Source organism: Pseudomonas sp. PA27(2017) (assembly GCF_001945445.1).
In the GTDB taxonomy this organism is placed as follows: Bacteria; Pseudomonadota; Gammaproteobacteria; order Pseudomonadales; family Pseudomonadaceae; genus Aquipseudomonas.
Map to the genome: position 1 here is coordinate 1 of NZ_MSXW01000021.1, position 20,692 is coordinate 20,692.

General features: G+C 63.2%; 15 protein-coding genes. 6 read left to right on the forward strand and 9 right to left on the reverse strand.

Features of this window, described 5'->3' with window-relative positions:
• A partial coding sequence (locus BVH06_RS10630) for an S-layer family protein (RefSeq protein ID WP_139315616.1) occupies positions 1 to 4,297 on the reverse strand: 4,297 nt, incomplete at its 3' end.
• Positions 4,298 to 4,583: 286 nt separating this feature from the next.
• Here BVH06_RS10630 and BVH06_RS10635 point away from each other — a divergent pair.
• From BVH06_RS10635 to BVH06_RS10645, 3 genes are read left to right on the forward strand one after another with little or no spacing between them, the layout of a single operon-like run.
• A complete protein-coding gene (locus BVH06_RS10635) occupies positions 4,584 to 5,936 on the forward strand; it encodes a TolC family outer membrane protein (protein WP_075934108.1) in 1,353 nt (450 codons plus the stop codon).
• Positions 5,937 to 5,968: 32 nt separating this feature from the next.
• Positions 5,969 to 8,125, forward strand: a complete 2,157-nt coding sequence (locus tag BVH06_RS10640) for a type I secretion system permease/ATPase (RefSeq protein WP_075931234.1) — start codon at positions 5,969 to 5,971, stop codon at positions 8,123 to 8,125.
• Between the two features lie 19 nt (positions 8,126 to 8,144).
• On the forward strand, positions 8,145 to 9,488 hold the full coding sequence (locus BVH06_RS10645) for an HlyD family type I secretion periplasmic adaptor subunit (protein WP_075931233.1): 1,344 nt from the start codon (positions 8,145 to 8,147) through the stop codon (positions 9,486 to 9,488).
• Positions 9,489 to 9,492: 4 nt separating this feature from the next.
• On the opposite strand, the gene BVH06_RS10650 is transcribed toward BVH06_RS10645, so the two are convergent.
• The gene (locus BVH06_RS10650; RefSeq protein WP_075934069.1) at positions 9,493 to 10,593 is read right to left on the reverse strand and encodes an enoyl-CoA hydratase/isomerase family protein; all 1,101 of its coding nucleotides are present in this window, start codon (positions 10,591 to 10,593) and stop codon (positions 9,493 to 9,495) included.
• Positions 10,594 to 10,624: 31 nt separating this feature from the next.
• Positions 10,625 to 11,443, reverse strand: a complete 819-nt coding sequence (locus BVH06_RS10655) for an enoyl-CoA hydratase (protein ID WP_075931231.1) — start codon at positions 11,441 to 11,443, stop codon at positions 10,625 to 10,627.
• Between the two features lie 179 nt (positions 11,444 to 11,622).
• Between BVH06_RS10655 and ung the strand changes: the two genes are divergently transcribed.
• A complete protein-coding gene (ung, locus tag BVH06_RS10660) occupies positions 11,623 to 12,315 on the forward strand; it encodes a uracil-DNA glycosylase (RefSeq protein WP_075934070.1) in 693 nt (230 codons plus the stop codon).
• 252 nt (positions 12,316 to 12,567) lie between these two features.
• Here the strand turns inward: ung and BVH06_RS10665 are convergent, their stop codons facing one another.
• From BVH06_RS10665 to BVH06_RS10690, 6 genes are all read right to left on the reverse strand, one after another.
• The gene (locus BVH06_RS10665; protein WP_075934071.1) at positions 12,568 to 13,422 is read right to left on the reverse strand and encodes a DUF6279 family lipoprotein; all 855 of its coding nucleotides are present in this window, start codon (positions 13,420 to 13,422) and stop codon (positions 12,568 to 12,570) included.
• A 109-nt stretch (positions 13,423 to 13,531) separates the two neighbouring features.
• The gene (locus BVH06_RS10670; protein ID WP_075931228.1) at positions 13,532 to 14,587 is read right to left on the reverse strand and encodes an AbrB family transcriptional regulator; all 1,056 of its coding nucleotides are present in this window, start codon (positions 14,585 to 14,587) and stop codon (positions 13,532 to 13,534) included.
• Entirely contained in the window at positions 14,580 to 16,094 is a 1,515-nt protein-coding gene (locus BVH06_RS10675) for a tripartite tricarboxylate transporter permease (RefSeq protein WP_075931227.1), read from the reverse strand. Before BVH06_RS10675 ends, BVH06_RS10670 begins: the two co-directional genes overlap by 8 nt.
• A gap of 3 nt (positions 16,095 to 16,097) precedes the next feature.
• Positions 16,098 to 16,556, reverse strand: a complete 459-nt coding sequence (locus tag BVH06_RS10680) for a tripartite tricarboxylate transporter TctB family protein (RefSeq protein ID WP_075934072.1) — start codon at positions 16,554 to 16,556, stop codon at positions 16,098 to 16,100.
• A gap of 84 nt (positions 16,557 to 16,640) precedes the next feature.
• On the reverse strand, positions 16,641 to 17,624 hold the full coding sequence (locus tag BVH06_RS10685) for a tripartite tricarboxylate transporter substrate binding protein (RefSeq protein ID WP_075934073.1): 984 nt from the start codon (positions 17,622 to 17,624) through the stop codon (positions 16,641 to 16,643).
• Between the two features lie 75 nt (positions 17,625 to 17,699).
• A complete protein-coding gene (locus BVH06_RS10690) occupies positions 17,700 to 18,380 on the reverse strand; it encodes a hypothetical protein (protein ID WP_075934074.1) in 681 nt (226 codons plus the stop codon).
• A gap of 236 nt (positions 18,381 to 18,616) precedes the next feature.
• Here BVH06_RS10690 and BVH06_RS10695 point away from each other — a divergent pair, with 236 nt between their 5' ends.
• Together BVH06_RS10695 and BVH06_RS10700 are read left to right on the forward strand one after the other, a co-directional pair.
• Positions 18,617 to 19,288 (forward strand): response regulator, encoded by a 672-nt coding sequence (locus BVH06_RS10695; RefSeq protein ID WP_075934075.1) that lies wholly within the window; start codon positions 18,617 to 18,619, stop codon positions 19,286 to 19,288.
• A complete protein-coding gene (locus BVH06_RS10700; protein ID WP_075931222.1) occupies positions 19,281 to 20,672 on the forward strand; it encodes a sensor histidine kinase in 1,392 nt (463 codons plus the stop codon). Before BVH06_RS10695 ends, BVH06_RS10700 begins: the two co-directional genes overlap by 8 nt.
• Positions 20,673 to 20,692 lie beyond the last annotated feature (20 nt).

The following is a 20,692-nucleotide window of genomic DNA, read 5'->3' on the forward strand; positions in this document are numbered from 1 at the left end:
CGTCCAGCGTGATGGTCGGAACGGGAGCAGTGACGTCGACGCTATAGCCTTCGGTGTCTGTCGCAGTGCCGACATTGCCGGCGGCATCGGTGGTGCTGATGCTGGCGGTGATGGTTTTACCGGCATCGGCAACCAGATCTGCGCCTGGAACGTTGATGCTGAAGGTGTTGTTCGCCTGAACCTGACCCGTGAAGGTCTTGCCGTTCACAGTGAGGGTGACAGTATCACCGACCTTCGCATCGCCACCCACGGTGCCAGTAACCGGAATTTGCTGGCTCGACTCGGCGATATTGATCACGTCATCGGCAGTGATGTTGGCATCGAGCGTGATGGTCGGTACCGGCGCCGTAGTATCGATGGCTCCGATGTCGGTAGCCGAGCCGGTGTTGCCCGCCGCATCCGTGACTTTTGCATCAACGGAGTAAGGGCCTTCAGCCAATGGCTGAGGCAGTTCGACGCTATAGGTACCGCCAGTCAGCACCGGTGTGTCCACGGTGAAGGTGTTGGTGCCCTGGGTAATGGTCAGCGTGACAGTGCTGCCTACCGGCGCATCGGTAGTACCGGTAATGGTAGGCGTGATGTCATTGGTAATGGCCGGAGCATCGACAGTGATCAGTGGCGCTGTGGTGTCGATTGCTCCACTGTCAGTGGCCGAACCAGTATTGCCCGCGGCGTCAGTGACCGCGGCATCAACGGAGTAGGGGCCTTCAGCTAGTGGCTGAGGCAGCTCGACACTATAGGTGCCGTCAGCCAGCACCGGTGTATCCACGGTAAAGGTGTTAGTGCCCTGCGTGATGGTCAGCGTGACAGTGCTGCCTACAGGCGCGTCGGTGGCACCTGTGATGGTCGGCGTGGTGTCGTTGGTAATGGTCGGAGCATCAACCGTGATCAATGGGGCCGTGGTGTTGATGGTGCCATTGTCACTGGCCGAACCGGGGTTGCCAGCTGCATCGGTGACTTCCGCATCAACCGCATAAGGGCCGTCTACCAAAGGTTGAGGCAGTTCGATGCTGTAGGTGCCGCCCGCCAGCACCAGTGTGTTTACGGTAAAGGTGTTTGTGCCTTGTGTAATGGTCAGCGTAACGACACTGCCCACCGGTGCGTCGGTGGTACCGGTGATGGTCGGCGTGGTGTCGTTGGTGATGGCCGGAGCATCGACAGTGATCAGCGGTGCTGTGGTGTCGACGCTGTAGCCTTCGGTATCCGTTGCAGTGCCGATATTGCCGGCCGCATCGGTCGTGGTGATGCTGGCGGTGACCGTCTTGCTCGCATCAGCCACCAGATCAGCGCCTGGGACGCTGATGCTGAAACCCAGGGTGCCATTGGGATTGGCGACGACCGAACCAGTAAACTCTTTGCCATTGATGGTAAGGGTAACGGTATCGCCAACTTTTGCGTCGCCGCCGACAGTGCCTGTGACCGGGATCTGCTGACCCGACTCGGCGATATTGATCACGTCATCGGCGGTGATGTTGGCATCGAGTGTGATGGTTGGCACCGGCGCGGTGGTGTCAATGGCGCCACTGTCGTTGGCCGAACCGGTATTGCCCGCCGGATCAGTCACCTGCGCACCAACGGTATACGGACCTTCAGCCAGCGGCTGTGGAAGCTCGACGCTGTAAGTGCCACCAGCCAGAACCGGCGTGGTAACGGTGAAGCTTGAACCGTTCTGAGTGACAGTCAGCGTAACGACGCTGCCCACCGGCGCATCGGTCGTCCCAGTGATGGTCGGCGTGGTGTCATTGGTGATGGCCGGCGCATCGACGGTGATCAGCGGAGCTGTGGTGTCGATGGCGCCACTGTCGGTCGCCGAACCGGTATTGCCGGCGGCATCGGTTATCTGCGCATCGACAGTGTACGGGCCTTCAGCCAACGGCTGAGTCAGCTCGACGCTGTAGGTACCGCCAGCCAGAACCGGCGTGGTAACGGTGAAGCTTGAACCGTTCTGAGTGATAGTCAGCGTAACGACGCTGCCCACCGGTGCATCGGTCGTCCCAGTGATGGTCGGCGTGGTGTCGTTGGTAGCGGCCGGCGCATCAACGGTGATCAGCGGAGCTGTGGTGGCAATGGCGCCGCTGTCGTTGGCCGAACCGGTATTGCCGGCGGCATCGGTTACCTGCGCATCGACAGTGTAAGGGCCTTCAGCCAGACCAGCTGGTACATCGACGGAGTAAGTCCCGCCCGCGACCACGGTAGCCGTGGTGGTCAGCACGGTTGTGCCTTGGGTAATGGTCAGCGTAACGACGCTGCCCACCGGCGCATCGGTCGTGCCAGTGATGGTCGGCGTGGTGTCGTTGGTAACGGCCGGCGCATCGACGGTGATCAGCGGAGCGGTGGTGTCGATGGCACCGCTGTCGTTGGCCGAACCGGTATTGCCCGCCGGGTCAGTCACCTGAGCCTCAACAGAATACGGGCCTTCAGCCAACGGCTGAGTCAGCTCGACGCTGTAGGTACCGCCAGCCAGAACCGGCGTGGTAACGGTGAAGGTTGAACCGTTCTGAGTGACAGTCAGCGTAACGGTGCTGCCCACCGGCGCATCGGTCGTCCCAGTGATGGTCGGCGTGGTGTCGTTGGTGACGGCCGGCGCATCGACGGTGATCAGCGGAGCGGTGGTGTCGATGGCACCGCTGTCGGTTGCCGAACCAGTATTGCCCGCCGGATCAGTCACCTGGGCGTCAACGCTGTACGGGCCTTCAGCCAGCGGCTGAGGAAGCTCGACGCTGTAAGTGCCGCCAGCCAGAACCGGCGTGGTAACGGTGAAGGTTGAACCGTTCTGAGTGACAGTCAGCGTGACGGTGCTGCCCACCGGCGCATCGGTCGTCCCAGTGATGGTCGGCGTGGTGTCATTGGTGACGGCCGGCGCGTCGACGGTGATCAGCGGAGCTGTGGTGTCGATGGCACCGCTGTCGTTGGCCGAACCGGTATTGCCCGCCGGATCAGTCACCTGAGCCTCAACGGAATACGGGCCTTCAACCAGACCAGCCGGTACATCGGCGGAGTAAGTCCCGCCGGCGACCACGGTAGCCGTGGTGGTCAGCACGGTTGTGCCTTGGGTAATGGTCAGCGTAACGACGCTGCCCACCGGCGCATCGGTCGTCCCAGTGATGGTCGGTGTGGTGTCGTTGGTGACGGCCGGCGCATCAACGGTAATCAGCGGAGCGGTGGTGTCGATGGCGCCGCTGTCAGTTGCTGAGCCGGTATTGCCCGCCGGATCAGTCACTTGGGCACCAACGGTATACGGACCTTCAGCCAGCGGCTGTGGAAGCTCGACGCTGTAAGTGCCACCAGCCAGAACCGGCGTGGTAACGGTGAAGCTTGAACCGTTCTGAGTGACAGTCAGCGTAACGGTGCTGCCCACCGGCGCATCGGTAGTACCGGTGATGGTCGGCGTGGTGTCGTTGGTGACGGCCGGCGCATCGACAGTGATGACCGGCGCAGTGGTATCGACGGTGTAGGGCCGGTTCGCCGTGGCGGTGCCGACGTTACCTGCCGCATCGGCGCTGCTAACCGTTGCGCTGATGCTGCTGAAGGTACCGAGGTCAGCGCTGCTGACCGGAATGCTGAAGCCCAGCGCCCCATTGCCGAGCGCGATGACCGTGCCGCTATACACGTTGCCACCCAAGTTCAACGTGATTGCATCGCCAACCCGAGCTTCGCCGCCAACCGTACCGGTGATGTTTACCGTGGCGGAACCGAGCTCTGCGCTGTTGAGCACGTCATCGCCAGTGATCGGGTCGATGCTGATGGTCACGACTGGCGCGGTGGTGTCAGGCGCAGTGGTGGCGGTGGCTGCCGCGGCAGTGAAAATGGCGGGGTCGTTATCCTCGATCAGGTTGAAGCCCGGAGTACCCAGGCCGGTAGTCTGGAAACCGATCGTCGGATCGACGCGCTGCGCCGTCTCGCTGAGCATTACAGCGCTATGGCCACCACCTGCGCTGCCACCGCCGCCACCTGCGCCAGGGCCTGCAGCGGTCGGTTCGAGGTCGACGGTGGGGTCCATGCCCGCCGCCAGGGCCTGCTCGAGTTCACTGGTGGGTGCCTGCGCGGCTTCGGCAGCATCCTGCGTATCTGGATTGCCGGCTTGCCAGGAGCTGTTGGCACCGAGCTTGACTGTTTCGCCGTTCGCCATCTCGAGCGTCACGGAGCCGCCATCGGCCGTGGTGACCTGCTCGCCAGCGAAGATGCGGTCCCCCTCAAATACCTGACGCCGAACTCCGTCGACCGAGGTAACGAAGACTTGGCCAATCAAAGATTTGATGACGGCGGCGAAATTGCTCATAACCAGCTCCATGCGCATGCGCGAGGTAAAATCTGTGAAATGCGTCTATACCGATTTATAGCGGATACTGCTGAAAATATGGCGTCATATAATTGGCGGAAATTTATTGCTCCAGGGTTGCCGCCAGAGTATTGACCCTTCGGGTCTGATCATAAACAATCGGACCCGTTGATGTCACTTTGATATTTTCAGCTGTTTTGTCTTCTGCCAAACACTGAAGTTCAGTGGCAATGATAGTCTTCGGCCGGTTGCTCAGCGACTTGATCTATACCGATAAAACATGCCGGCCTTAACAGGGAATTTACTGACCATGCGTTTCGTTGCCACGCTTCCTCTTGCCCTCGCCATTTCCGTTTCAGCCCAGGCGCAGACGTTGACCGAGGCCATGCAGAACGCACTCACCGTGCATCCTGAAATCCAGTCTGGAATCAATGCGCGGCTGGCGGTCGAGGAGGACATGAAAGCAGCGCGTGCAGGTTACCTGCCGCGTGTCGACGTGCAGGCCGGTTATGGCCGTGAAGGTACCGAGAACAACAGTACCCGCGCCAGTGATGACCGGGGTTACCGGACGCTCAATCGCTCCGAGTCCAGCCTGACCGTCCAGCAGATGCTCTTCGACGGTTTCGCCACCCGCAACGAAGTCGCGCGTCAGCGCGCCACGGTCAATGCCCGCGCCTATTCGTTGCTGGCCAATTCCGAGCGCACCGCGCTGGAAGTCGCCCAGGTTTACCTGGATGTTCTGCAGCGCCAGGAACTGGCGCGCTTGGCGGAAGAGAACCTGCGCAGCCACGAGCGCATCTACGATCAGATTTCCCTGCGTAGCGAACGCGGCGTGGGTCGCATGGCCGATCTCGATCAGGCCGAGGCGCGCCTGGCCCAGGCACGCAACAACCTGCTGACCGAACAGACCAACCTGGCCGATGCCCAAGTCACCTACCTGAGCGTGGTGGGCCGCGAGCCCGCCGATCTGAGCATGCCGGACAGCATGGGTGTGCACCTGCCCGAAAGCCTGACAGCTGCCCGTGACGAGCTGTTGGCCAATAACCCCAACATCAGTTCGGCCGAGGCCGACGTCAAGGCAACCGAGGCGCAGTACGCCGCGGCGAAAAGCACTTACTACCCACGCTTCGACGCAGAAGTGTCCACTGGCCTCAACAACAACATCGATGGCGTGGACGGCGAAAACAAGGAATGGCAGGCGATGGTGCGCATGCGCTACAACCTCTATGCAGGCGGTAGCGACAGCGCCAACGTGCGTTCCAGGGCGTACCTGAGCAACCAGGCCATGGACATTCGCAACAATGCGTTGCGCGTACTCAACGAAGAAGTCGGCTTGGCCTGGAATGCACTGCAGAATGCCCGTGCGCAATTGCCGATCGCCCAGCAGTACGTCGACCACAGCTCGCGGGTGCGCGACTCCTACCAGAAGCAGTTCGGCCTGGGTGAACGCACCCTGCTGGATCTGCTGGACAGCGAAAACGAATACTTCACCGCCGCCCGTCGCCTGCAGGAAGTTCGCTTTACCGAACTGTTCACCCATTACCGCATCAAGGCCACCACCGGTACGCTGCTCAAAAGCCAGGGAATCTCTGCACCGATGGCCTCCGTGCCGCTGGATACCATCAAGACTAATGTGCAACTGCCCAACATGAACTAGAGTTCGGTTTTTTAGGTAAGGGTAAATGTGCAGTGGCAGTAGAACCTGATCCATCCCAGCCACGTAATGATCCTCGTGACCGTTACGACGATCCACTGCTGGATAGTTTGCTGTCGTTGTGCAGTCTCCATCAGAAGTCCGTCAGCCGGGCCATGCTAACTGCCGGGCTGCCGCTGCCCAAGCAGCGCCTGAGCGCCGAATTGCTGCCCCGGGCGGCTGCCCGCGCAGGCCTTCAGGGCCGCTGGTTGCGTCGTAATCTCGACAAGATTCCCGAACTGGCTTTGCCCGCGCTGCTGTTGCTGCGCGACGGCCGCAGTGCGCTGCTGCTTGGCTGGGAGGCCGATGGGCAGGCGCGCATCATGCCCAGCGAGACGGAAGGCGGGGAGGTACGGGTCAGCATCGAAACCCTGGCCGAGGATTACAGCGGCCGGGTGTTCTTCGCTCAGCCTCAGCACAAGTTCGACTTCACCCGTGGCGAGCTCATTCCCCGTGCCAGCTCGTGGTTCAAAGATACCCTCAAGCGTTCGCGCTGGCTTTACATCGATGCCGTCGCGGCCAGTCTGCTGATCAACCTGATCGGCCTGGTCACCCCGCTGTTCGTGATGAACGTCTACGACCGCGTCGTACCCAACCAGGCCGAGGCCACCTTGTGGGTGCTGGCGATCGGTATCTGCGGGGTGTTCATCTTCGATCTGCTGCTCAAGACATTGCGCGGCCTGTGCCTGGATCTGGCCGGCAAGAAGACCGACATGATCATCTCGGCCACCCTGTTCGAGCGCATCGTCGGCATGGCGATGAAGCATCGCCCGGCACGGGTCGGCAGCTTCGCCCAGAACATTCACGAGTTTCAGAGCCTGCGCGACTTCCTGGCGTCGCTGACGCTGGCCAGCGTCATCGACCTGCCGTTCACCATTCTGATTCTCGCGGTCATCGCCTACCTGGGCGGGCATCTGGTGTGGATCCCCATCCTGGCTTTCCCGCTGGTCGCGCTGATCGGCTGGGCGCTGCAAAAGCCGCTGGCCAAGACTATGGAACGCAGCATGGCCCTGGCGGCCGAGCGGCAGTCCGGGCTGATCGAAAGCCTGGCCGGCCTCGATGCGATCAAGGTCAATAACGCGGAAAGCGAGCGCCAGTACATCTGGGAGCAGACCATCGGCACCCTGGGCCGCTTCGAGCTCAAGGCGCGTATGTTGTCGAGCCTGGCGATGAACTCGACGCTGTTGCTGCAGCAACTCGCCGGTGTGGTGATCATCGTGCTGGGGGTTTACCAGATCATCGCTGGCAACCTGAGCATGGGCGGCCTGATCGCCTGCTACATGCTCAGCTCCCGGGCTCTGGGGCCGCTGGCACAGGTGTCGGGTCTGCTGATCCGATACCAGCAGGCACGCGTGACGCTGGATTCGGTCAACCAGATGATGGAACTGCCGCAGGAGCGCCAGGCCGACGAACGCCCGCTCAAGCGCCAGACGCTGCAGGGCGGCATCGAATTCCGCCAGTTGGACTTCCACTACCCGGATCAGCAGCAGGCCGCCTTGCAGAGCATCAACCTGGTGATCCGCCCCGGGGAAAAGGTCGGCATCATCGGGCGTAGCGGTTCCGGCAAGAGCTCCCTGGCCAAGTTGATCGTCGGGCTTTACCAGTCCGATGCCGGCAGCTTGCTGGTCGACGGGATCGATGTGCGCCAGCTGGATGTCAGCGACGTGCGCTACAACATCGGCTACGTGCCCCAGGACATTCAGTTGTTCGCCGGCACCCTGCGCGACAACCTGGTTTCGGGCGCGCGTTACGTCGAGGACGAACTGGTGCTGCAGGCTGCCGAGCTGGCCGGCGTGCACGAGTTCGCCCGTTTGCACCCCAACGGCTACGAGTTGCAGGTCGGTGAACGCGGCCAGAATCTTTCCGGCGGTCAGCGCCAGAACGTGGCTCTGGCGCGGGCATTGTTGCTGGATCCGCCGATTCTGCTGCTCGACGAGCCTACCAGTGCGATGGACAACACCGGCGAAGAGCGCCTCAAGCAGCGCCTGGCTGCCATCAGCAAGAACAAGACGTTGCTGCTGGTCACCCACCGGGCCTCGATGCTGACGCTGGTGGAGCGGCTGGTCATCGTCGACCGTGGGCGCATCATTGCCGACGGCCCGAAAGAGAGCGTCATGGAGGCATTGAAGAAGGGGCAGATCAGTGTCAGTTAAGGACTCCTTCCAGCGCTTCATGCGCGCTGCCGCTTCTTATTTCGGCCCCCGTGACGAGGTCGGCGACGAACCCCTGCCGGAGGTTCGCAAGGCGCTCATCGAAGATGCGCCCAGGGTTTTGCGCCTCACTCTGTGGGGCATCATTGCCTTCGTGATGTTCTGCTTGTTGTGGGCCAACTTCGCTGAAGTCGACGAAGTGACCCGCGGTGACGGCAAGGCCATTCCATCCTCGCGTGTGCAGAAGATCCAGAACCTGGAAGGCGGCATCGTTTCCGAGCTGTTCGTCCATGAAGGGCAGGTGGTCGAGGCCGGTACGCCCTTGCTGCGCCTGGACGACACGCGCTTCGCGTCGAACGTGGGTGAGACCGAGGCCGATCGGTTGTCGCTGGCCATGCGCGTCGAGCGCCTGAGCGCCGAGGTCGAAGGTCGCGAGCTGGCCATTCCCGAGGACATCGCTGCCAAGGCACCAGGCCTTGCGCAGAGCGAAAGGGCGCTGTTTCTCAGCCGCCAGCAGCAGCTGCAGGACGAGGTCGCCGGGCTGCAGGAGCAATTGACGCAGCGTCGCCAGGAAGTACGCGAATACGCGTCCAAGCAGGGCCAATTCCGTAACAGCCTGGAGTTGCTGCGTCAGGAAATCCGCATGTCCGAGCCGCTGGTGGCCGAAGGCGCCGTGTCGCCGGTCGAGGTGCTGCGCCTCAAGCGCGCTGAGGTGGAAGCCCGCGGTCAGTTGGAGGCGACCGGCCTGGCCATCCCGCGTGCCGAGGCAGCAATCAAGGAAGTGGAGCGCAAGATCGACGAAACCCGTGGGCGCTTTCGCAGCGAGGCGCTCACTCAGTTGAACGAGGCGCGCACCGACCTCAGCAAGATCGAATCAACCGGCAAGGCACTGGAGGATCGGGTCAATCGTACTCTGGTCACTTCGCCGGTGCGGGGGATCGTAAAACAGTTGCTAGTCAATACCATCGGTGGCGTCATCCAGCCGGGCAGCGACATGGTGGAAATCGTGCCCATCGACGACACCATTCTGGTCGAGGCGCGCATTCGCCCGCAGGACATCGCCTTCCTGCACCCGGGCCAGGAAGCCGTGGTCAAGTTCACCGCCTATGACTACACCATCTACGGCGGCCTGAAGGCCAAGCTCGAGCAGATCGGCGCGGACACGGTGACCGATGAGGAAGGCAACAGCTTCTACCTGATCAAGTTGCGCACCGAGAAAAGCCACCTCGGCACCGACGATCACCCGTTGCTGATCATCCCAGGCATGGTCACCTCGGTGGACATCATCACCGGCAAGAAGAGCGTACTCAGCTACCTGCTCAAACCGATCATTCGCGCACGCGCCGAGGCGCTGCGCGAGCGTTGATCGATCAGGCCAGGTCGGCCAGGGGGTGATCGTCCAGCGCGGCGAAATGCGCGGCGATCACCTGCTGCGGCACCTGGCTGACGTCCGGCCAGTGCCAGTGCGGGGCGTGATCCTTGTCGATCAGTCTGGCCCGTACGCCTTCGGCGAACTCCGGGTGGCGGCAGCAATTCAGGCTCATGCCATATTCCATGCGAAATACCTGCGCCAATGACAGGTGCCGGGCGCGCCTGATCTGCTCCCACACCAGGTGACCGGTCAACGGGCTGCCGCCAAGCATGGTCTTGGCGGCCTTGGCGAGCAGGGCGTCGTCATCTTTTTCCAGATTGGCCAGGGCCTGCCAGCTCAGTGGCAGGTTGGCCTGGTCGAGCAGGGCATCGATGCGTTCGCGGCGCGGTAGCCACTGCGCGGCTGGCAGCTCGCCGCGGGCCTGCTGCTCGAGTGCCTTGAGCAGGCTGTGCAGTTGCAGGTCGGCCTGGTTTCGCCAGTTCAACTGAATCAGCCCGTCGATCAGAGTGTCCTGCTGGGTGTCGAGCAGGAAGCGGTCGGCCAGGTTCAGGTCGAGGGCGTCGCGGGCATTCAGAGGGCTGGCCGTCAAGCCAAAGAACAGGCCCAGCTTGCCCGGCAGGCGGGAGAGGAAGTGACTGCCGCCCACGTCCGGGAACAGGCCGATGCTGATCTCCGGCATGGCCAGGCGACTGCTTGGTGTGACGATGCGAATCCCCGCACCCTGCAGCAATCCCATGCCGCCGCCCAGCACATGGCCATGGGCCCAGCAGATCAGTGGCTTGGGGTAAGTGTGCAGGTAGTGGTCGAGGCGGTATTCGCGGGCGAAGAAGCGCTCGGCGAGTTCGGGTGCTTCGCCGGGGCTGGCCAGGCACTGTTTGGCCAGCTGCACCACATCGCCGCCGGCGCAGAACGCCTTGCTGCCGTTGCCGCGCAGTAGCACGCAGGCGATATCGGCATCTTCGGCCCAAACCCGCAGGCGATCCTGCAGGGCATCGATCATCGGCAGCGAGAGGGCATTGAGGCTTGCCGGCGCATCCAGGCTGGCAATGGCGACGCGATAGCCATGCAGGCTTGGGCGTTCTTCGAAGGTTACATTCATGAGCATTTCCAAAGGCTGTTGCCGGTGAGCATCATTGATTGCGCCAGTTGGCCGTGCGTTTTTCCAGAAAGGCGTTGACCCCTTCGCGGGTATCGGCCGCGTCGAACAGGTCGACGAAACGCTCGCGTTCGGCAGGTAGCCAGGTGGTCGGCGCGCGTTCACGGGCGCCCTGGATCAAGGGTTTGATGGCGCGCACCGCCACCGGGCTCTGGCTGGCGACCTTGGCGGCCAGCAGCAGGGCGTGGCCGCGGGCTTCGCCGGTATCGACCACCTGTTCCACCAGGCCGATGCGCAGCGCCGTGTCGGCATCGACCCGTTCGCCGCAGAGAATCATCCGTTTGGCCCAGCCTTCGCCGACCAGCCAGGGCAGGTTCTGGGTGCCGCCGGCGCAAGGCAGCAGGCCCACGCTGGCCTCCGGCAAGGCCATCATGGCCTGGCGCTCGGCGATGCGGATGTCGCACGCCAGGGCGCACTCCAGGCCGCCGCCCATGGCATAGCCGTTGATGGCGGCGATGGATACGCCGCGGAAGGCACTGAGCCGTTCGAAGGCTTCGCCGAATCGGCTGGCCATCTCGCGGGCGCGGGCCTTGTCGCCATCAGCGAACAATTTCAGGTCAGCCCCGGCCGAGAAGAACTTGCCGCCCTGGCCGGTGATGACCAGCGCATAGATGTCGTCGTCACGGTCCAGGTGGTCGATGAGCTGTTTGAGGCCGATCAGCGATTCACGGTCCCAGGTGTTGGCAGGCGGGTTGTTGATGGTGAGCAGGGCGGTGTGGCCGTGCTTTTCCACCGTTAGTTTGTGGGTCAGGTCGAAGATGCCGGGTTTGTAGGGTTCAAGTGCCGTACTCATGAGTCGTCCTCTTCAGCGGTGTTGCCTTAACTGTAGCGCCAAAGGTTGCTCAGCGTTGCGCCGTGCGATTCACCTTTGGGTCAGAAATCGCCGCCGCCAACTTGAGTATCGGGCGGCGCCTTGACTTGGTCTGTAGGCTTCTCTAGCGTGCCGGTTTCATTGAATTACCGGGAGCAGGCATGTCCGCCGCAGACAAGGTCAAGCTGGAGGCCGGCTGGAAACAGGCGCTTCATGACGAGTTCGACAAACCCTACATGAGCGCCCTGGGTGATTTCCTGCGTCAGGAAAAGGCCGCTGGCAAGGAGATCTATCCACCGGGCCCGCTGATCTTCAACGCGCTGGACTCCACGCCGCTCGATCAGGTGAAAGTGGTCATCATCGGCCAGGACCCCTACCACGGCCCTGGTCAGGCCCATGGCCTGTGTTTCTCGGTGCAGCCGGGCGTGGCCACGCCACCGTCGCTGGTGAACATCTACAAAGAGCTCAAGCGCGATCTCAATATCGATATTCCCAACCACGGTTATTTGCAGTCCTGGGCGGAACAGGGCGTGCTGCTGCTCAATACCTCGCTCACCGTCGAGCGGGCCAACGCCGGCTCCCACGCCGCCAAGGGCTGGCAGCCGTTCACCGATCGGATCATTTCGGTGGTCAGCGAGCAGCGCCCCCATCTGGTGTTCCTGCTGTGGGGTGCCCATGCGCAGAGCAAGGAGCGGCTGATCGACACCAGCAAACACCTGGTACTGCGCTCGCCCCATCCCTCACCGCTGTCCGCTCATCGGGGCTTCATCGGCAATGGCCACTTCAGCCGCACCAACAAGTTTCTCGAGCAGCGCGGGCTGACGGCAATCGACTGGCGCCTGCCACCGGCTTAACGCTCGTTCACGATCTTTCTGGATGTGCGCACGGGCAGCTACAAGGCAGAAGCAGACACTCAAACCAACCTGTGGGAGCCCCGACCTCGGGGCGAAACGATTGCAGCCTGACTGCCTATTTCGGCGGTGCCTGAGCGATTCGCCGCGAGGTAGCGGCTCCCACAATGGATCGGATAACGGCCGCTCCCGCCGCATTGCAGTCAAAATAGATAAAGCCCGGCATGAAGATCGTGAACAGGCTACTAGGGCTGATCAGCCGGAGCAGATCTGCCCGGCCAGGTCGCTCTGCAACGACGCGAGGCGCTCGTTCACCCGGGTGCGCTGGTGCTCGTCAGCAGCGGCCAGCAGGTCGCTGAGCAGGGCGGCCATCGCCAGGCGTGATTGCTCGTAGGCCTGGGTCGCCCGTGCGTCATGGGCGCCGCGACGGTTCTCCAGCACATAGCTCATGCGCTGGGCGAAATCCTCGGCGTCACGCTGATCGAGCACGCTGCGAAATTCATCCTGCCAACGCGTACGATTCTCCAGCCATTGGCGGTTCTGGTCGCGGCGTTCGCTGGCCCACTGGCCGATGCGTGCCCGCTGCATCTCGTTGAATGTGCCGAACCAGGGTTTCAGGCGCTTTTCCAGGCGCTCGGCGCGCTCGCTGATCTGGGTTTGCAATGGCGGTTCGAGAAACTCCTGGCGGTCTTCGCGATTGTCTTTTTCCATGCGTGCGTAAAGCCGCTCGACCTGTTCGGGGCGTAGATCGGCGAGCAGCGCAACCGCCGTGGGATTGGTTTCCCGAACGATGGCGTGAAACGCCTGCTCGGCTTCGATCATCTGGGCTTCCAGTTGGCTGGCGTCCGGCGCAGGTTCCTGAAGCAGATCCTGTGTGCGCTGTAGCCAGTCCACATAGCGCGGCAGCTCGGTGCTGCAGTGCCAGGCCAGGTGCTCCTGTACCTTTGGCTTGAGCCAGGCTTTCTGTTGTGAGTCGAGGTCCAGATACTGATTCACTCGCCAGGGAATCACCCAGTCCAGGTTGCGATAGACCAGGCTGGCCTTGCCACAGGCACTGACCAGCAGGCCGATCGCAAGCAGCAGGAGCAGGCTTTTCAGATAAGCGGACATGTCGACTCCTCGCAGTAGGCACCTGAACAAGAGTAAGCCAGCCATGTCGACAGCACGCGCGTGGACATATCCGCTAAAAAAAGCCCGACGCTAAGTCGGGCAGGAGAGATCAGGGCTGCGGCGAGTGATGCTGCCACAGGCGGTAGAGGGGCTCGGCCAGGAACATTACCAGGAACAGCCGCAGGGCCTGTAGCGCCGTGACCAGGGCAACCGATAGCTGCAACGCTTCTGCGGTCAGGCACAGTTCGGTGATGCCGCCGGGCATCATGCCGAGCATCAGCGAAACCGACTCGATGCCGCTCACCCAGCCGATGGCCGAACCGAGCAGCGCCGTGACGATCATCGCCAGCAGCGTGAACACCACCACCCGAGCGAGGAAGCTGGGGGCGCTGCGGAAGAACGCCCGGTCGAAATGACAGCCCAGGGCGCAGCCGATCAGCCACTGGCCGAGCTGACCGAGCCAGCCGGGCATGCCGATATGCAGATCGAAGGTCACGCTGGCCGCGGCGCACAGCGTCAACGGGCCGAGCATCCACGGGTTGGGTTGCCCGAGCCGTCGCCAAAGCAAGGCCAGCAGCGCACCCGCAGGCAGCAGGATCGCCAGCCAGAACCAGTCCACTGGCATGGCTGGTACGGGTTCGGTGGGCGGCAAGCCCCAGGTGAACAGCGCCGGAATCAGCAGAATGACCATCAACAGCCGCACACTGTGCGCAGCGGCGATGCGTGCCGGCTGGGCGCCGTGGCGGCGGGACAAGTTGACCATTTCGCTGGCACCGCCGGGCATGCTGGCGAAGAACGCCGTAGCGCGATCCACGCCGGAGCGGCGCAGGCCGGCAATGCCGATGGCGCTGAGCGCGAGGGTGGCGAGGGCGCCGAAGAGGATGATCGTCAGGTTGCCGAGCACCTGCTCGAGCACTTCGCTGGTGAAGTGCAGGCCGATTCCGGCGGCCACCAGCCACTGGCCGACCTGGCGACCACCGGGCATTTCCTGACTGAGTACGCCGCTGCAGCGCAGCAGGATCACTGCCAGCAGGGATCCGATCACCCAAGGCAAAGGCCAGCCGATGAGGCTGGCCAGATAACCACCGACTGCGCCAACCAGCGGCGTGAGCCACCAGTTGCGCAGGTGCTTGGAGTTGCCTTGCGGGTCGACGCTATCAGGCATTGGCCGCTTCGGCCTTGCGCTGGCTGCGCTTGCGCCAGGCGCGGTAGAACGGCAGGGCGATCATCGCCACGATCAGGGTCCACACGCCCCAGGTAATCGGGCTGGCGAACAGGATGCCCAGGTCACCATTGGAGATCGACAGGGCGCGGCGCAGGTTCTGTTCCATCAGGCCGCCAAGGATGAAGCCCAGCAGGATGGCCGACAGCGGGAAGTCCATCTTGCGCAGGATGTAGCCGGCGATGCCGATGCCGATCATCAGATACAGGTCGAACGCGGTGGCGTGCACGGCGTAAACGCCGATCGAGGTGATGATGGCGATGGCTGGCACCAGGGCCCAGTAAGGCACGGCAAGGATCTTGGTGAACACCTTGATCATCGGCACGTTCATCACGATGAGCATGACGTTGGCCACGAACAGCGAGGCGATCAGACCCCAGACGATGTCCGGCTGGTTCTGGAACAGCAGCGGGCCGGGGGTGATGTTGTACAGCGTCAGGGCGCCGAGCATCACCGCGGTGGTGCCTGAGCCAGGAACGCCTAAGGTCAGCATCGGCACCATGGAGCCGCAGGCCGAGGCGCTGTTGGCGGTTTCCGGAGCGGCCAGGCCGCGCAGGTCACCATTGCCGAACTTGTTGTCCTTGTGGGCCAGGCGCTTCTCGCTCATGTAGGCCACGGCGCTGGCCAGGGTCGCACCGGCGCCCGGCAGGATGCCCAGGCCGAAACCGACCGCGCCGCTGCGCAGGTTGGTGGCCAGTACCGACAGGCCTTCCTTGAGGTTGAACAGCATGCGGCCTTTGGCTTCGATGGCCTTCTGGCCATGGTGGGTGCGTTCGAGCAGCACGAGGATCTCGCTGACCGAGAACAGACCGAGCACCAACACCACGAACTGGATGCCGTCGGCCAGGCCGAGGCTGCCGAAGGTGAAGCGGTACACGCCGCTGTTCGAATCGATGCCGACGCACGACAGGAACAAGCCAATACAGGCCGCGATCGCGGTCTTCATTGGTTTGTTGCCGGCCATGCCCGCCAGGCAGACGATGGCGAACACCATCAGCACGAAGTATTCGGCCGGGCCGAAGGCTACCGCCCACTTGGCCAGCAGCGGGGCGAAGATCACCACACCGCAAGTTGCCATCAGGCCACCGACGAACGAGCTCCAGGCGGAGATCGACAGGGCGACACCGGCTTTGCCCTGACGGGCCAGCGGGTAGCCGTCCAGGGTGGTCATCACCGCCGAGGCTTCGCCCGGGATGTTCAGCAGGATCGAGGAAATACGACCGCCGTATTCACAGCCCAGGTACACGGCAGCCAGCAGGATCAGCGCGGTTTCCGGCGGCAGGCCGAGGGCGAAGGCGATCGGAATCAGCAGCGCCACGCCGTTGATCGGGCCCAGGCCCGGCAGCAGGCCGACGATGGTGCCGATCAGGGTGCCACACAGCGCGGTGAACAGGTTGTAGGGGCTCAGGGCAACGCCGAAGCCCTGACCCAGGTAGCTAAAAGTATCCACGGATCAGATCTCCAGGGAGGACAGGATGCCGAGCGGCAGCGGTACGTCGAGGATTTTGTCGAACAGCAGGTACAGACCGATGGCCAGTACGACGCCGGAAATCACGCTCGCGACCCAGGTGCCTTCGTACAGGCGGGCCATGGCGATACCGAAGATCAGGCTGGCCGGCACGAAACCCAGAGGTTCGAACAGGGCGGCATAGATGGTGAGGATCACCACGCAGCCGACCACCTTGCTGATCACGTGACGGTCCAGAGGCGGCTCGTCGCTGTGCGAGGCGCTGCTCGAAGGTTTCTTGACCAGCAGGTAGATGGCGCCCAGACCCATGAGGATCAGCAGCAGCATCGGGTAGGCGCGCGGGCCCACCGGCTCATAGGAGAAGGGCGCGTGATAGCCCCAGGCGACGATGCCCAGCGCGACACAGGCGAGCAGCAGCACGACGCCAAAAATGCGTTGTGACATTGAGGAAGTCCTCGTTCGAGCATGACAAAGGCATCCCCTGAGCAATGCCCAGAGGATGACGGAGTAAGGGATACGGAGCGGGTGTTACTGCTGGATCAGGCCAAATTCCTGGGCCAGTTCTTTGTACTGCGCGACCTGCTTCTTGACGTAGGCGTCCAGCTCGTCACCGGTCATGGCGAACGGATAGAGCTCACGGTCTTCACGCAGCTTGGCGAAGTCTTCGGAGGCCAGCAGCTGATCGAAAGCGTTCTTCCACCACGCGTACGCTTCGTCGCTGACTTTCGGGCCGAGGTAGAAGCCGCGGATTACCGGCCACACCACGTCGAAGCCCTGCTCCTTGGCGGTCGGGATGTTGGCGACCACGTCACCCGGCAGGCGCTCTTCGGAGAACACGGCGAGAATGCGCATGTCACCGCTTTCGATGTGCGGTACGGAGTCGGAGATGTCGGTACTGGCTACCTGGATGTGGCCGCCGAGCAGGGCGGTAGCCAGCTCGCCACCACCTTCCATCGCCACGTAGCGCAGTTCGCGCGGGTCGATACCGGCGGCGCGGGCGATCAGTGCGGTCTGCATCCAGTCCTGGCTGCCGACGGTGCCGCCGGAGCCGATGACCACTTTGCCTGGGTTTTCCTTCAGGGCCTTGACCAGGTCATCGAGGGTCTTGAACGGCGAATCCTTGCGTACCGCCAGGGCGCCATAGCTGGTGCCGACGCCCGCCAGCCACTTCACGGCGTTCTCGTCGAAACGGCCGAACTTGCCCTGGGCGAGGTTGAGCAGCGAGCCGCTGGAGAAGGCGGTGATGGTGCCCGCTTCGGACGGGCGCTGGGCGACTACCGCGTTATAGGCCACCGCACCAACGCCGCCAGGCATGTAGGTCACGCGCATCGGCGACTTGAGCAGCTTGCTTTCCACCAGCGCGCTCTGCGCCAGTTTGCAGGTCAGGTCGAAGCCGCCGCCGGGGGCAGCTGGCGCGATGCACTCGGGACGACGAGGCTCGTCGGCCAATGCTTGACCCGCCAGCATCAGGCAAGAGGCGGTCAGCAGGATGGTACGCAGAGATGTTTTCATCGGTTGTTCTCCGTTGGAGTCTTTATTGTGTAACCAGCAGCACACCGGCCAGTGGCACGGTGCGGGCGAGCCTCGCTACGCGCACTGGCGCGAATGCTCGGCAGATCGGTCGAGGCGGTAGCGCTGTACCTTGGGCGCCAGGCTACTGCCTGCTTCCCGGGCGGCAGCGCTGCGTGCCACATGCTTCAAGTCGACGTTACGTTCCCTTTGCCTGTCGCCACTGCCGGCGCCCGCCACTTCAGCATGATCGCTGGGGCTGCCCAGTGGACGGGAGCGCAGGACGGGAACGCCGAGCGCTTTGAAGTCGTGACTCGTCTGCCGCCCGCCCATGCTGGGTTCGGCAGAAGCGATGAAAGAGAGGAGGTAGGCCGCATGGCCAGCAGCGCTGTTCGCGGCTGCGTGCTGCGACTGGTCAGATAGGGCGCCTGGTTGCGGGCGACGAGCGTTTACGCCTGGTTCGTTGGCTGCGCGCTGGGTCGCGATGCGCTCGCCCGCCTCGGGCGGCTCGGTGGCCACGGCGTTTTCGGCTGAATATTGGTTGGTCTGCTGGGCTGCTTCGAGCTGCGGAGCGTCTTCACATCGATCACGGGGCGCTGGCTCGGCGGCATGATAGATGGCTGGCTGGGCCTGACCTTCCAGGTTGGAAACGGAGTGCTCGGGAAGGTTCGCCTGGGCGAGCGAGGCGAAGAGGGCCGCCGGCAGGGCGAGGCTCAAAAAGCTCGAAGACGAGATAGCCTGGCGCGCGGCGATCGGCATGCGTGGTACTCCGTTGTTATTGTTGTCACGATCGCACGCCACTGTGCGAATCGCTGAATGGGAGGATCGAGCCGCCCGGGGAGTGATCCTAGAAGTGCAACCTTTCACCAACCTTTCAATGCAGCAAGTTGTTGCACATGTGTCGCCCTTGCATGCTGTAACTGCCAACTTCGTGCGCGAGCGGTAAACTCTCGCCACACATGGCGGTCAAGTCCATGGTTTGTGTGGAGGTTGCAGTGCGAATTCTGCTGGTCGAGGATCATCCGCAATTGGCGGCGAGCGTCACCCAAGCGCTCAAGAGTGCGGGTTGGACTGTGGATGTTCTGCATGATGGCGTAGCGGCTGATCTCGCGCTCGGTAGCGAGGAATACGCCCTGGCGATTCTGGATGTCGGCCTGCCGCGCATGGACGGCTTCGAGGTGCTGGCTCGCTTGCGTGCCCGCGGCAAGACCATTCCGGTGTTGATGCTCACGGCGCGCGGAGAGGTCAAGGATCGCGTGCACGGCCTGAACCTGGGGGCCGACGACTATCTGGCCAAGCCCTTCGAATTGAGTGAGCTGGAAGCGCGGGTCAAGGCCTTGCTTCGTCGCAGCATGCTGGGTGGCGAGCAGCATCTGCGCTGCGGTGATCTGGTCTACGACCTGGATACCCGGCGCTTCACGCTGCTGGATGAGAGTCTGAACCTGACTTCCCGCGAGCAGGCCGTGCTCGAGGCGATGATTTCCCGGCCTGGTCGCGTCATGAGCAAGGAGCAGTTGGCCTCCCAGGTGTTCGGCCTGGATGAGGAGGCGAGCGCCGATTCCATCGAGATCTACGTCCACCGCCTGCGCAAGAAACTCGAGGGTGGTGCGGTGCGCATCGTTACCTTCCGCGGCCTGGGTTATCTGCTGGAAGCCACGGGTGGATAGGCCAGGCAGCCTGCGTGGCCGGCTGATTCGCCGGCTGGCCGTGCTGTTCACGGTGATCCTTCTGGTCAGTAGTCTGACCGCCTACTGGAGTGCCCGCCACGCTGCCGATACGGCCTACGACCGCACCTTGCTGGCGTCGGCCCGGGCGATCTCCGATGGGCTCTACGCCGTCGAAGGCATGCTCAGCGCCAATGTGCCGTATATCGCTCTGGACACCTTTGCCTACGACAGCGCCGGGCGTATCTACTATCAGGTGCTCGGCCCCAAGGGCGAGCTGGTCTCGGGATATGAAGACCTGCCCGCAGCGCCGCCGAATACGCCACGAACCAACGACTATCCGGCGCTGGCCAAATTTTACGACGGCGATTACCGCGGGCAGGGCGTGCGAGTTGTCAGTTTTCTGCAGCCGGTCAGCGAGCCCGGTTACAGTGGCGTCGCCGAGATCCGCGTGGCTGAAACCCAGGGCGCTCGGGAACGCATGACCCGCGACCTGCTGTTGGGCACGCTGTGGCGCATGGGCTTGTTGTCGCTCAGTGCGCTGCTGCTGGTCTGGTTGGCGGTGAGCGCCGGATTGCGACCGCTCGAAAGCCTGCGCAGAACGGTCGCCGCGCGCAGCAGTGACGACCTGCGCCCGCTGCCGGACGAGGACATGCCCAGGGAGCTGCGGCCATTGGTCAACGCCCTGAATCAGTTCAACGACCGGCTTCGCGGCCTGTTCGAGCGGCAGTCGCAGTTCATCGCCGATGCGTCCCACGAACTGCGTACGCCCCTGGCGGCGCTCAAGGCGCGCGTCGAACTGGGCCTGCGTGACCAGGATCCGCGTATCTGGCACGCGACGCTCGAGGATGCCGCCCTCAATGCTGATCGCCTGACTCACCTGGCCAACCAGCTGTTGTCATTGGCTCGGATCGAAAGCGGTGCGCGGGCGATTGCCGAAGGCGGCGCTTTGCGCCTGGACCTCAGCCAACTGGCCCGGGAACTGGGCATGGCTCTGGCGCCCCTGGCGCATTCGCGCGGCGTCGCCCTGGCGCTGGAGGCCGAGCAACCGGTGTGGATTCGCGGCGAGCCGACGCTGCTCAATGAGCTGCTGTGCAACCTGGTCGACAATGCCATGGCCTACACCGAGGCCGGCGGCAACGTCATCCTGCGGGTGAGGGAGCCGGGTGTGCTGGAGGTCGAGGACGATGGGCCGGGAATTCCCAAGGAAGATCGGGAGCGGGTGTTCGAGCGCTTCTACCGACGCCAGGCCCAGGGGCTGGGCGCTGGCCTGGGATTGGCTATCGTCGGCGAGATCTGCCGCGCCCACCGCGCCGATATCAGCCTGCATCAGGCCAGCCCCCATGGGCTGCTGGTGCGCGTGGTGTTTCGTGGTGAGGCAGGCTAGCTGAACGGGTGCTAGCCGAG